At 61.9% G+C, this 13,438-nt stretch carries 10 protein-coding genes; 9 read left to right on the forward strand and 1 reads right to left on the reverse strand.

Annotated elements, in window-relative coordinates; genetic code table 11:
• Nucleotides 1-55: 55 nt before the first annotated feature.
• Nucleotides 56-2,812, reverse strand: coding sequence for a cation-translocating P-type ATPase (locus tag NW846_RS08315; RefSeq protein WP_414346847.1), 2,757 nt, complete (start codon nucleotides 2,810-2,812; stop codon nucleotides 56-58).
• Nucleotides 2,813-2,936: 124 nt separating this feature from the next.
• Here NW846_RS08315 and NW846_RS08320 point away from each other — a divergent pair, with 124 nt between their 5' ends.
• The 9 genes from NW846_RS08320 (at nucleotide 2,937) to NW846_RS08360 (ending at nucleotide 13,372) form a co-directional block, all read left to right on the forward strand.
• Nucleotides 2,937-4,715, forward strand: a complete 1,779-nt coding sequence (locus NW846_RS08320; protein WP_011430493.1) for a diflavin flavoprotein — start codon at nucleotides 2,937-2,939, stop codon at nucleotides 4,713-4,715.
• A 34-nt stretch (nucleotides 4,716-4,749) separates the two neighbouring features.
• The gene (locus NW846_RS08325) at nucleotides 4,750-5,712 is read left to right on the forward strand and encodes a DUF726 domain-containing protein (protein WP_414346846.1); all 963 of its coding nucleotides are present in this window, start codon (nucleotides 4,750-4,752) and stop codon (nucleotides 5,710-5,712) included.
• A 283-nt stretch (nucleotides 5,713-5,995) separates the two neighbouring features.
• Nucleotides 5,996-7,360 (forward strand): histidine phosphatase family protein, encoded by a 1,365-nt coding sequence (locus NW846_RS08330; RefSeq protein WP_011430495.1) that lies wholly within the window; start codon nucleotides 5,996-5,998, stop codon nucleotides 7,358-7,360.
• An 11-nt stretch (nucleotides 7,361-7,371) separates the two neighbouring features.
• Nucleotides 7,372-8,706: a dihydroorotase gene (locus tag NW846_RS08335; RefSeq protein ID WP_414346845.1), complete on the forward strand. Its 1,335-nt coding sequence runs from the start codon at nucleotides 7,372-7,374 to the stop codon at nucleotides 8,704-8,706.
• An 88-nt stretch (nucleotides 8,707-8,794) separates the two neighbouring features.
• Entirely contained in the window at nucleotides 8,795-9,814 is a 1,020-nt protein-coding gene (locus NW846_RS08340) for a YihY/virulence factor BrkB family protein (protein ID WP_049749756.1), read from the forward strand.
• A complete protein-coding gene (locus tag NW846_RS08345) occupies nucleotides 9,783-10,883 on the forward strand; it encodes an L-threonylcarbamoyladenylate synthase (RefSeq protein ID WP_011430498.1) in 1,101 nt (366 codons plus the stop codon). Before NW846_RS08340 ends, NW846_RS08345 begins: the two co-directional genes overlap by 32 nt.
• Nucleotides 10,853-11,383, forward strand: a complete 531-nt coding sequence (gene purE, locus NW846_RS08350) for a 5-(carboxyamino)imidazole ribonucleotide mutase (protein WP_011430499.1) — start codon at nucleotides 10,853-10,855, stop codon at nucleotides 11,381-11,383. Before NW846_RS08345 ends, purE begins: the two co-directional genes overlap by 31 nt.
• A gap of 71 nt (nucleotides 11,384-11,454) precedes the next feature.
• A complete protein-coding gene (locus NW846_RS08355; protein ID WP_071813555.1) occupies nucleotides 11,455-12,234 on the forward strand; it encodes a hypothetical protein in 780 nt (259 codons plus the stop codon).
• Nucleotides 12,235-12,337: 103 nt separating this feature from the next.
• Nucleotides 12,338-13,372, forward strand: a complete 1,035-nt coding sequence (locus NW846_RS08360) for a CobW family GTP-binding protein (RefSeq protein WP_099813166.1) — start codon at nucleotides 12,338-12,340, stop codon at nucleotides 13,370-13,372.
• Nucleotides 13,373-13,438 lie beyond the last annotated feature (66 nt).

Consider the following 13,438-nt stretch of genomic DNA (forward strand, 5'->3'; position numbering starts at 1 on the left):
GGAGAGAGACTCTTTATTGTGAAGATGCTTTATTGTGAAAAATAATTGTGAAGATTCAGCGGGATCCCTGGCGCCAGCGGCGGTAGAGTTTTTCCAGATCCACCCAGACCATCACCACCGTGCTAAAGCCCAGGCAAATGAGCAGTTCTGGAAGGGTCAACTCTTCTGTCCCGAAAAAGTTGCGCAGGAAGGGCACATAGAGCAGGGCCAACTGCAACAGCAAAGTGGCCAACACGGCCCCCAGCAGGTAGGGGTTGGAAAAGGGGTTCATCTCGAGGGTCAGCTTGTCGTTGGAGCGGGCTGCCAGGGCATGGCCCATCTGGGCAATGCACAGGGTGGTGAAGACCATCGTGCGCCAGTGGGGGATATAGGCTTCCACGATGGCCATCATCAGGATCGTGGAGATGGCAAAGACCACACCGATGCGCACCATGTAGGCACCGAGCCCTTGGGCAAAGATGCTCTCTTTGGGGTTGAAGGGGGGGCGCTGCATCACCCCTGGTTCTGCTGGCTCCATCGCCAAGGCCAGGGCGGGCAGGCCGTCGGTTACCAGGTTCATCCACAGGATCTGCAGGGGCGTCAGTGGCACGTCCTCTAGGCCCAAGATAGGGGCAGCAGCCACCGTCAACACCTCGCCGATGTTGCTGCCCAGGATGTATTTCACGAAACGGCGGATGTTGCTGTAGACCACCCGCCCTTCTTCAATGGCTGCCACGATGGTGGCGAAGTTGTCGTCCAGCAGCACCATATCGCTGGCCTCTTTGCTCACATCGGTGCCCGTGATGCCCATGGCGATGCCAATATCCGCTTGGCGCAGGGCAGGGGCGTCGTTGACCCCATCCCCGGTCATGGCTACAAACTGGTTTTGTTTTTGCAGAGCTTGGACGATGCGCAGCTTGTGTTCGGGGGCAACACGGGCATAGACGTTGACCCTTTGCACCGTCTGCAGCAGCTCCTCAAAGCTGAGCCGAGAGAGGGTGCGCCCGTCAATGGCTTGGCCCTCCGAGTCGAGAATGCCCAGCTCGCGGGCAATGGCCACAGCGGTCAATTGGTGATCGCCGGTAATCATCAGGGTGCGGATGCCGGCCTGGCGGCAGCGGGCTACTGCTTCCCGCGCTTCGGGCCGCGGCGGATCGTACATGCCCACCAGCCCCAGCCACACCAGGTTGCGCTCGATCTCCTCCAGGTTCTCCGGGATCCGCTGCAACTGCTGGGTGGCCACCCCCAAAACCCGGATGCCCTGGGCCGCCAGGCGGTTGTTGGCAGCCAGAATGGCTTGGCGCTCGGCTTCTGACAGCTCCTGCCAGGTTCCGCCTTTTTGGATCTGGGCGCACTGCTCCAGCACCAGCTCCGGGGATCCCTTGACGTAGACGCGGTAGCTGCCCTCCTCCTGCACCACCACGCTCATGCGCTTGCGTTCCGAGCTAAAGGGGATCTCCTGCGCGCGCGGGTGCTGCTCTTGAAGGGAAGCTTTCTGCAGGTTGGCCTTGGCAGCAGCCACCAGCAGGGCGGCCTCGGTGGGATCCCCTAGGATCGACCAGGTGGGGGCAGCGCCCCGTTGGGCTGGAAGACTGGCCTGCAACAGGGCATCGTTGCAGAAGACCACCGCCCTGAGAAGGGCCTGCAAATCCGGGGCGCTCTGGGGATCAATGGGCTGGCCGCGGCAGTAGAAGGATCCCTTGGGGATGTAGCCGCTGCCGCTAACCTGGTAGTAGCGCTCCGGCGTGAGGATGTCGGTAACCACCATCTTGTTCTCGGTGAGGGTGCCGGTTTTGTCGGAGCAGATGGTGGTGACGGATCCCAGGGTCTCTACAGCCGGCAGGCGGCGGATGAGGGCGTTGCGGCGCACCATGCGTTGGGTGCCGATGGCCAGGGTGACGGTGATCACGGCCGGCAGCCCCTCCGGCACCACGGCTACGGCCATACTGAGAGAGATTTCCAGCAGCGAGGTGAAAGGCGCCATGCTGCCGGCCTGCAGCAGCCCCACGATCACCACCAGCGCCACCAAGGCCAGGGATCCCGACACCAGCACGTTGCCCAGCTGGCTCATGCGCCGCTGCAGGGGGGTGGGCTCGTTTTCCACCGTTTGCAGCAGGGCGGCCACCTTGCCCAGCTCCGTGTTCATACCGGTGGCGGTAACCAAGAGGATCCCGCGCCCCTGCAACACCTCGGTGCCCATGAAGGCCATGTTGCGCCGTTCCCCCAGCTCCGTGTCTTCGGGGAGGACACAGTCAGCCTGCTTGCTAACCGGTACCGCCTCCCCTGTCAGGGCCGCCTCCCGCACCTGCAGGTTGACCGCTTCCGCCAAGCGCCCATCGGCCGGGATCTGCACCCCGGCTTCCAGGAGCACGCGATCCCCTGGCACCAATTGGTTGGCGGGGATCTCCTGCCACAGGCCGTCCCGCTGCACCCGCACGCTGGGGGAGGCCAGCTTTTTTAGGGCCGCCAGCGCTTTTTCCGCCCGGCTTTCTTGTAAGTAGCCCAGCAGACCGTTGAGGCCGACGATCAACAGAATGGCCAGAGCATCTTTGGGGAACTCGCCTTCCTGCAAGTCCAGAGTCGCTGAGATCGCCGCCACGGCGATCAGCATCAGCAGCATGACGTTGCGGAATTGGTCGAGGAAAAGCTGCCAGGCGCTGCGTCCAGGAGAGGAGATTAGCTCGTTGGGGCCGTATTCCCGCTGCCTCTGGATCACCTGCTGGGTAGTCAGGCCAGCATCGGGATCGGTCTGCAACTTCTGGATAACAGCAGGAAGAGGGAGGCTATGCCAGGCCGTAGCAGAAGCACCGGCGGATCCAGAAGCTTGGGCCATCGCAAACACTCCCAGGGAATGGACAAATTCTACGTTAGCTCTCGAAGCTTTCCATAGAGGAAAAGGGGTCCCCATTTCCCTAGTTTCGTGGCAAGGTGGGGACAGAGGCCCCCTGGAGACTGCTATGGCGAGCAAAACTCCCACTCGCGATGTTCAAGTGGCCGTCATTGGCCCGTCCACTCTGGTTTTGCGCTCCCGCACCTGGGATCGCCTCAAGTTTGAGCTGGAATATGCCCGGCAGCGGGGCACCACGGCCAACAGCTACCTCATCCAGGCCCGCCAAACCCTGCTCATCGATCCGCCGGGGGAGTCGTTTACGGACATCTTTCTGGAGGAGCTGGCCCAGCACCAATACCTGCAGCGGCTGGACTTTATCCTGCTCAGCCACGTCAACTTCAACCGCATCGCCACCCTCAAGGCGCTTCTGCCGCTGGCCCCCTACGCAGTGGTGCTCTGCTCTAAGCCAGGATCCCTTACCCTGCGGGCAGCTTTTGAAGGCAGGGAGTCCCCCCCTCCTGGCCGCGACGAAGAGGAGGCCGCCGATTTTGGCATTCCCTACGGCAGCAATCAGTCCTTTCGCCTGCGGGTCATCCGAGATGGGGATCGCCTGGATCTGGGAGAGGGCCATGAGCTGCACTTGCGCACGGTGCCCACGCCCCGCCACCCCGATGCCCTCTGCACCTACGATCCGGCCACCGGGATCCTCTTTACCGACAAGCTCTTTGGCGCCCATGTCTGCGACGAGCAGGTATTCGATGAACATTGGCGGCAACTGAGCGAGGATCGCCGCTACTACTTCGACTGTCTCCACCGCAACCAAGCGCCCCAGGTCAAGGCAGCCCTGGCCAAGCTGGAGGAATTCCCCGCCCAGATCTACGCTCCTGCCCACGGGCCCCTCGTGCGCCACAGCCTGCGGCGGCTGCGCTTGGACTACCAGCTCTGGTGCGAAGAGGATCCCTTGGAGCAGCGGGTGGCCCTCCTGTACACCTCCGCCTACGGCAACACCGGCTTGATGGCGGTAGCCATTGCCCAAGGCTTGGAGCGGGCGGGAGTTACGGTGGAGCGGATTAACTGCGAGTGGGCCACCCCTGAAGAGATCGCCCAGGCCTTGGAGCGCTGCCAGGGGTTCATCATCGGCTCGCCAACCCTGGCCGGCCATCCCCCGGTCCAGATCCAAACAGCCCTGGGCCTGATTCTCTCTTCCGTTCCCACCAGCAAGCTGGCCGGGGTCTTCGGCTCCTATGGCTGGAGCGGCGAGGCCGTGGATCTCATCGAGAGCAAGTTGCTCAATGCCGGCTTTACCTTGGGGTTTGAGACGATCCGCGCCAAGTTTAAGCCCACCGCCGAGATCTTGGAAGCTTGCCAAGAGGCGGGATCCCAATTTGCCCAAGCCCTGCGCAAGGCCAAGCGAGCTCGTGCCCCCCGCCAAGGCGGTGTTGAAACTCAGGCGGATCGGCTGGCGCAGGCCCTCAGCCGAGTGGTGGGATCCCTCTGTGTGGTGACCGCCTTGCAGGATGGGATCCCGCGCGGCTTTCTCACCTGGTCAGTGGCCCAGGCCAGCTTCAATCCCCCCGGCCTCACCCTCTCCGTGAGCAGGGAAAGCGAGGCAGAACTGCTCACCCATCCGCAAGCGGCCTTTGTGCTCAACATCCTGCGGGAGGGCAAAAGCAGCAGCCTGCAGCGACACTTTCAACGGCCTCAACGCCCTGGCGAAGACCGCTTTGCCGGCCTGGCCACGGCCACTGCCGAAAATGGCTGCCCGATCCTTTTGGATGCCCTGGCTTACCTGGAGTGCCGTGTCAAAAGTTGGATGGAGTGTGGCGATCGCTACCTCATCCATGCCGAGGTAGAGCGCGGCAAAGTGCTGGATCCCACGGGGGTTACCGCCATGCGGCGCGGGTAATACTGGTCTCAGCTCTCAGGGGGTGTCATTGACCATGCAAGACATTTTTGAGGCGGTCTTCAAAGCTCCTGCCCAGATTGGCGAAAAAGTTGTAGACGTAGTCTTCGATACAGGCAAGTTTGTCGGCCAGGTTAGCGGGGCCGTTGCGCAAACTGTCATTGGTACGGGTATCGAGACCACCCAAAAAGCCGCAGAAATTCTTGCTGAAACCGGCAAAGCCACTTTCCAAGTTGGCCAGAAGGTTACAGAAACTCTTGTTGAAGAAGTTGTCCACCATGAGCCTTATCTGATCCCTATTGAGCCCTCCCGGGGCTGGGACGAAGCCCTGGTTTTCATCAACGGTTTTCTCAGCGAAGGTGAAACCCAACCTTGGAAAAAAAGACTGTTGTGGGAAACGCTCCGACGTGCCGGATGGCGGGGATCCCTGTACTACCTCTGGCGGGACGCTTCCAGTCCTGTAAACTTGACTTTATCTGCCCTGAAGCTAGGGGTAGGACTACTTGCCCATTGGGAAGCTCACAAAGCCAAGGCCAAGCAAGTGGGACTGGACTACGCCTACCCCCTGCTCTCTGCTCTGCCAGAAAAGCAAATTACCTTGATGGGGTTTTCTTTGGGAGCGAGGTTAGCCTACTACATCATGCGCGGTTGGCCACAGACTGCCGATCGACGTCTTAAAGATGTTATCTTGCTCAGCGGTGCCGTTAGAAGACAAGCCGATAAGAACTGGAGTTTACACGTAGAAAATATCACTGGAAAGTTAGTCAATATCTACAATGAAGACGATTTGGTTCTGGCCTACGTCTTCAAAGTACCTTCCCTCAACCGCAGCCCCTGTGGGATCAAGCCGATCAAAGAGTTCCACCCCAGAATTGAGAACCTCAATGCCACTCACTTAATCGGCTCTGGGGAGCACAGCTATGAAGCCTATCTCCCTTATCTGGAGTTTCTTCTGGATCAGAAGCTGGACTGGAAAAGCCGCAGTGGCCGCCTGAACTAGCCTATGCCAAGCCAGAGGGTTCCTGCCCCAGCCGCAAGGGGGGATATAGGGGGGCTAGCTGGCTTGCTCTTTGTTCGCGTCTTCCCGCTCCTGAAGAGCTGGCAGAGTTTTCTCAGTGGCTTGGGCGGCTCATCCCAATTGAAAACTTGACTGCCCGATCTGTTGAGGCCAGAATCCGGGACCCAACCCCTAGAAAGAACCCCACTGGCAGGGCAAGCCCAGCCCAACAGCGATACTCTAGGCGATACTCTAGAAGGTGTTCTTGAGTAAGTCCGTGCAAACAATGGCTCAGCCTGCCCTGCGCATCCTGCTCGTGCGCCACGGTGAGAGCACCTTCAACGTCGAAAATCGCATCCAAGGCCGCTCCGATCTCTCTCGCCTCACCCCCGGTGGAGAAGCGCAGGCACAGCGGGTAGCTGAGGTTCTGGCCGGGATCCCCTTGGATTATGCCTACTGCAGCCCTCTCTCCCGTGCCCTCGACACCGCCCGTATCATTCTCAAGGAGCGAGCGGGGATCCCTTTGTTTATCAGCGAGTACCTGCGGGAGATCGACCTGACAGCTTGGGAGGGCTTGACCTTTGCCGAGGTGAAGGAGAAATACCCAGAAGATTACCACCTATGGCGGCACCGTCCCGACGAGCTGGAGCTGGAGGGGCGCTTTCCGGTGCGGGATCTCTGGCAGCAGGCGCAGGAGTTTTGGCAACTGCTGGCCGAGCAAGTGAAGTCAGTGCCCCCCGCCTCCTCTGATCGGAGAACCGATCCAAGGCATCCCCTCACCGTTCTCGTTGTCGGACACAGCGGCATTAACCGCGCCCTGGTCAGCACCGCCATTGGCTTGGGGCCGGTTCACTACCACCGTCTTGGGCAAGATAACTGCGCCATCAGCGTTCTCAACTTTCCCCAGGGCCTGGGGGCGCTGCCGCAACTGGAATCTTTGAATATCACTGCCCATCTGGGCCAGCCTCTGCCCAAACGCAAGCAGGGGATGCGTATCCTGCTGGTGCGGCACGGCGAGACGCAATGGAACCGGGAGCAGCGCTTTCAGGGGCAGCGCGATATTCCTCTCAACGCCACTGGCGAGGAGCAGGCAGCTAGGGTGGCGGAGTTTCTGGCCGACCAGCCGCTGAACCTGGCTTTTTCCAGCCCGCTGAAGCGCCCCTGGGCTACGGCGGACGCCATCTGCAGCAACCACCCCAACCTGATCCTACGCCCGATGCCGGAGCTGCAGGAGATCTGCCACGGCGACTGGGAGGGCAAGCTCCAGAGCGAGGTGGAAGCCGAATACCCCGGCGAGCTGGAGCGCTGGCAGCGGGATCCGGCCGCGGTGCAAATGCCCAACGGGGAAAATCTGTACCAAGTGTGGGATCGCACGCGCTCGGCCTGGGAAGAGATTTTGGCCATCACCGCCGCCCAATTTCCCGAAGGCACGGCCGTGGTGGTGGCCCACGACGCCATCAACAAGGCGATCATCTGCCAGTTGTTCGGCCTTTCCCCCCACGCCTTTTGGATCTTCAAGCAGGGCAATGGCGGCATTACCGTTATCGACTACCCGGAAGGAAAGGACGGCACCCCTGTTCTCAAGGTGTTGAACCTCACCACTCACCTGTCCGGCCAGATTTTCGACTGCACCACAGCGGGTGCGCTTTAGGGAGGTGGAAGATGGGATCCACCCTCCCTGCCGACCTGAGCCTGCTCAATCTCTGCCTCCGTGGGGTGCGCCTGTTGGATCCCTGGCAACAGCGGGATGAGGTGACCGACGTGTGGCTGCAGCAGGGCCGCCTCCGGGCCACCGAGCCGGCGGGGATCCCTGCCGACATCCCCCGCCTGGAGGCTGCTGGCTGGGTGCTGGGGCCGGGCTTGATCGATCTGTACGCCCACAGTGGCGAGATCGCTGATCAAGAGCTCTCCCCCTGCCGCGAAACCCTCGCCTCTCTGGGGGCAGCAGCTCTGGCAGGGGGGTTTACCCAAGTGGGTCTTCTCCCTGCCCCCCTGCCCGGAACGGCAACTTTCCCGGTGCTGGACGAGCCGGAGCAGGTGGGCCGCTACCGCCGCCGAGCGGGGGATTCCCGCTGGCTGCCCTGGGCTGCTTTGAGCTTGGGTGACCGGGAAGAAGCTCCCAGCCTCTGGGGAGAGCTGGCCCGCGCCGGCGCCATTGGCTTTGTGGCCCGGACTGAAGGATCAGAGCCGCTGCGGTCGTTGGCCCTACTGCGGCGGGCGCTGGAGTATTTGCGGCCTTGGAATAAGCCGCTGCTGGTGTGGGCCTGGGATCCCAGCCTGGCTGGCTCGGGCAGCCTCTACGAGGGGGTGTGGGCGCTGCGCTTGGGGCTGAAGGGGATCCCAACCAGTGCCGAAACCGCGGCCTTGGCCCGTCTCCTGGAAGTAGTGCGCAGCGTTCCTTCGCCGGCGCCGGTGCATGTGATGCGCCTCAGCCAAGCCCGCAGCCTGGAGCTTGTCCAGCAGGCCCAAGCAGAGGGGCTGCCGGTTAGCGCCAGCACCACCTGGATGCACCTGCTCTTGGCGGAGGAAGCCGTCTTGGAGCACGGCTACGATCCCCACCTGCGCCTCTTGCCTCCTCTCCCCCGCAGCAGCGACCGCGAGGCCCTCATCGCCGGCATCCGCAGCGGCAGCCTGGGTATTGCCACCGACCACGCCCCCTACACCTACGAGGAGAAAACCCTGCCCTTTGCCGAAGCCCCTCCTGGGGCCATAGGCCTGGAGCTGGCGCTGCCCCTGCTGTGGCAGAACCTGGTAGAGACGGGATCCCTGACGGCGCTCCAGCTCTGGTCGGCCCTCAGCCTCTACCCGGCCCGCTGCCTGGGGTTGGAGCCGCCCAGCCTAGCTCCCGGAAGTGACTGGGTGCTGTTCGATCCGGGCCATACCTGGACGGTCTCGGCAGCCACCCTTTGCTCGCGATCCCTGGCCACTCCCTGGCTGGGCAGGACCCTGCGCGGCAAGGTGTTGCACACCCATGTTGAAGAAGGAAGCCAGCCCTGAACCTGAGACCGGCAAAACCCCTTCTCTGTGCCAAGAGGCGCAGGGCCTTGAATTATCCTGGGAGCTAGGCTCAAGGGGGTAGGGGCCCATGAAGCTAGGGAAGCGGCTGGGGACGCTGCCGAGCTTCCGGCAGTTGCAAGGGATCCGCTGGGCATGGGGAGAGTGGAGTCGCCAAGGGGAGCTGGCCTGGCGTACACTACGGCTGGCCTGGGAAAACGCGATGCGCTACCGGCTGTTTGGCCTAGCCTCCGAGATGGCCTACAGCTCGATGTTGGCCCTATTTCCCTTTATCCTCACCCTCTTGACCGGGATTGGGCTGTTTGTCGGCTCCTCTGAGCAAGCTTTTCAGCGCCTGATGGAGCAATTGGGGCAGATTGCCCCCCAAGAAGCCCTGGTGCTTCTGGAACGGTATGCGCGAGAGCTCCGCTTTGGGGAAAACCGAGGCTTGCTCTCCCTCAGCTTCTTAGGAACCCTGTGGGCTGCCTCTGGGGCCTTGGGAGCAGTGATGACGGCTTTGGATCTCAGCCACGAGATCCCCCAGGAGATGCGCCGCCCCTTTTGGAGACGCAAGCTGATCTCGATGGTTTGGATGCTAGCTACCCTGGGGTTAACCGGTTTGGCCAGCTTGATCTTCTTGTTCAGTGCCAGCTTTTTCCGCTTCTTGTCCGCCCAAGCGAAATCCCTAGCGGAGGGGGTTGCCGGGCCGGATCAGTTGGATCCCTGGCGGGAGCTGGCGCTGAAGTTGTGGGAAGCGCTCACCTGGCCTATCTCGTTGGGGATGATCGTCGTCTCCTGTTGGGTGCTGTACCGATTCGGCCCCAGCTTGCGCCGGCCCCAAATGCCGATTTGGCCAGGAGCGATTGTGGCCAGCCTGCTTTGGGTTGGGGTGTCGTGGGGGCTGCGGGTTTATGTGGAGCACTTCGGCCAGCTCAACCAAGTCTACGGAGCCGTGGGGGCAGTTATTGTCTTATTGCTGTGGGTTTGGCTCACTTCCTTGGCGCTGCTGTTTGGGGATCAGATTAACATTGCCCTCTACCAGGCCCGACAATGGATTCGGGACTGCTCCCCCACCCCTCATGCAAACGCAGATCCTCCCCCCCACCCCTGAGCACATTGCCTTGGCGGCTGAAGCGCTGCGGCGGGGCCAGTTGGTGGCCATACCTACAGAGACGGTGTACGGCCTGGCGGGCCACGGCCTCAACGAACAGGCGGTGGCAGAGATCTTTGCCGCCAAGGAGCGCCCCCGTTTCAATCCCCTGATCCTGCATCTGCCGGCTGGGCTGGATCTAGAGACACTGCAGGGCTGGCTGGTGGATCTGGAGGCTTTTACTCCCGCCGCTCGCGCTCGCCTGGGATCCCTTGTCGACACCTTTTGGCCGGGGCCGCTGACGCTGGTGCTGCCCAAGGGATCCCGGGTGCCGGATCTCGTCACCAGTGGCTTGCCCACGGTGGCGCTGCGGATGCCCGCCCACCCCGTGGCCCAGGCTTTGCTGCGGGCAGTTCAGGTGCCTTTGGCTGCCCCCAGCGCCAACCGCTTTGGCCGCCTCAGCCCTACCTCGGCCCAGGCCGTCTATGCCGAGTTGGCGGGGCGGATCCCTTACATTTTGGACGGGGGAGAGTGCAGCGTGGGCCTGGAATCGACAGTGCTCAAGCTCAGCCCCGACGGCACGCCCACCCTGTTGCGCCCTGGCGGGATCCCGCGGGAAGTTTTGGAATCCCACCTCAATTTGCCCCTAAGCTCTCCCCCTGCCCCAGACGGCAAGGAGAGTCCAGAGGCTCCCGGCCAACTGAGCAGCCACTACGCTCCCGGTAAGCCCATCTGGCTTTTGCCCACTGCCTTTGCCCAGCTTCAGCCTGAGGATTGGCAACAGTTGCGGCGCTTGGCCACTGGCCACTCGCACCTAGGCATTCTCAGTTTCGCCGCCAAACCAGAAGCGCTGGCAGAAAGCCTCTCCCGCCACTGTCCTGAGGTCACCTTTACCCTAGAATGTCTGGGCCCGGATCCCAACTCGGCGGCCCACGCCTTCTTTGCCAGCCTGCGCCGCCTGGATGAGGGAGCGGCCACCTTGCTGTTGGCTGAACCGCCACCAGTTGTCACTGGCCTAGGTTATGCGATCATGGATCGGCTACGACGGGCCAGCCGCTCATGGAAGTCTCCCCTCTCGTCGCCATCCTAATGGGCAGCGATTCCGATCTGCCCACCCTGGCACCCGCTGCCCAGGTGTGTGAGGAGTTTGGGATCCCCTACCAACTGCAGATCCTCAGCGCCCACCGCACCCCGGAGGCGATGGTGGACTTTGCCCGCCGCGCCCATATCCAAGGGATCCGCGTCATTATCGCCGGCGCCGGCGGGGCGGCCCATCTGCCGGGGATGGTAGCCTCCCTTACCCCTCTGCCGGTCATCGGGGTGCCGGTGTTCAGCCAATCTCTGCAGGGGCTGGACTCCCTATATTCGATCGTGCAAATGCCCAAGGGGATCCCGGTGGCTACTGTAGCCATCGGCAATGGCTACAACGCTGGACTCTTGGCCGTGCAGATCTTGGCCAGCGGCGATCCCGCCCTGCAACAACGGGTGCTGGCCTACCGGGAAAGCCTCAAGCAAGCGGTGCAAGAGAAAAACGCCCAGTTGCAAACTCAGGGGTGGAAAGCCTATCTCAGCTCCGCCGGCAGAGCATAATTATTGAGTGAGAGAGCGTTGGCCTGTCTTGACAGGGATCAGATGGGACGAAGTTGGGGGAGTTGCCAGCGGTGAAGGATGGATCGGGTCGCCCCTCTTCCGGACAGGGATCCTGGCGGGAATATCTGCAGCGAGTTCAGAAAGGAGCAGTGGAGAGGGGATCCCAGGTGGCCCTGTGGCTACTCTCGGGGCCGCAATGGCGGGTTTTGGCCCTGTCGGGCTTGGCCTTGGCGGGGCTGGCTTTTTGGCACTGGCGGCTAGCTCTTTCTCTAGCTGTGGGCAGTGGGGCAATGCTGGGGCTGTATGCTGCGCGCAGCCCTGAGTTCAGCCGCCGCTGGCAGGAGTTGCAAGCCTGGTTTCGCCAAGCCGATCGCTCCCTGCTGCTTGCTGTTGTCGGGGGGGCAGGCGCCGCTCTGGGCACCTACATCGTGGTTTCCATCTGGGCAGAATCCAGCCAGCGCTGGCTGGCCACGGGCGCCATTTTGCAGGGGCTAGCCACCTTTGCCTTGTTGGCGCTGCTGTTTTGGGAGTGGCTTAGCCGCCGCCAAGAGCGGCAGCGTTCCCAACTGGAGCGAGATCTCAGCGACATCGCTTCCCCCGACTCCTACCGACGGCTGCTGGGCGTGCGTCGGCTGCAGAGCTTGATGCCATACCTGGATGCCGAGCAGACGCGGCTAGCGGTGGACTACCTCCGCCTCGCCCTTGACCAAGAAACCGTGGCTGTCGTCCGGGAAGCCCTGCTGGAAGCTCTGCAGGGGTGGGGGATCCTGCGTCGCCTCAACGATTTGGCCGACCTCAAACGCCCCGAAAGCAGCGGGGATCCCTCTTCAGGTCGGAACCACAGCGTCTAGATGGCTGCCTCAACATCTCCGCTGGGGCAGCGAGTCTTCAAAGAGCGTCATTAACAATGAGGATAAAGTGGAAGGGTCCTCTTTAGCAGATTGCGGTTCCTCCATGACCACCACCATTGAAGTGCCCAAGCGAGGCTTGCCTGTCACCATCATCACTGGCTTTCTGGGGAGCGGGAAAACCACTCTGCTCAACCACATCCTCCGCAACCAGAAAGGGATGCGCACAGCGGTGCTGGTCAACGAATTTGGGGAGATTGGCATCGACGGCGAGCTGATTGTCTCCAGCGAAGAAGACCTCGTAGAGCTCAACAACGGCTGCATCTGCTGCACCATCCGCGACGACATTGTCGAGAGTGTGCTGCGCCTGATGGAGCGCTCCGACAAAATCGACTACCTGGTGGTGGAGACCACAGGACTGGCGGATCCCTTGCCGGTTGCCCTCACCTTTTTGGGGCCAGAACTGCGGGATCTGACACGGCTGGATTCGATCATCACCCTGGTGGATGCCAGCAACTTCGCTCCTGATCTGTTCAACAGTGACGTGGCCTACAGCCAAATTGCCTATGGGGATGTCATTCTCCTCAACAAAACCGACCTGGTTGAGCCGGCGGAGATCGAGCGCCTGGAAAAACGCATTCGCGAGATCAAGGAAGATGCCCGCATTTTGCGCACGGTCAACAGCGCAGTGCCCCTAGAGCTGATCCTGGATACAGACCTGTTTCAGTCCAGCTCTCTGCCCCAGGAGGAGGCTCCCGACGCTGAGCATGACCATGAGCATGACCATGAGCATGACCACGAACACGGCCATGATCACGGCCACTCGCACCGCAGCCACATCGAGGTCGATGGTTTTAACTCCCTGGCCTTTGAGAGCGATCGCCCCTTCTCTCTAGACGCTTTCCAGAACTTTCTCAACGAGTTGCCCGATGCAGTCTTTCGGGCCAAAGGGATCCTGTGGTTTGAGGAAAGCCCAGAGCGACATATCTTCCACCTCAGCGGTCGGCGCTACACCCTCAGCAGCGACGCCTGGCCTCGCCAGCCCAAAAACCAGTTGGTGCTCATCGGCCAGCACCTCGATACGGCCAAGCTGCGGCAAAAGTTGGAAGCCTGTCTTGTCCCGGCGCCCGTCCAGGGCTAAGAACTGGGTGGCGGCTTAGAATCGTCGGGCCCTGTTCCGGCAGCCTCGCGAGGGGAGCCTTGAGAG

Origin of the sequence: Synechococcus sp. W60.3 (assembly GCF_047502615.1) — a bacterium.
Taxonomy (GTDB): domain Bacteria; phylum Cyanobacteriota; class Cyanobacteriia; order Thermostichales; family Thermostichaceae; genus Thermostichus.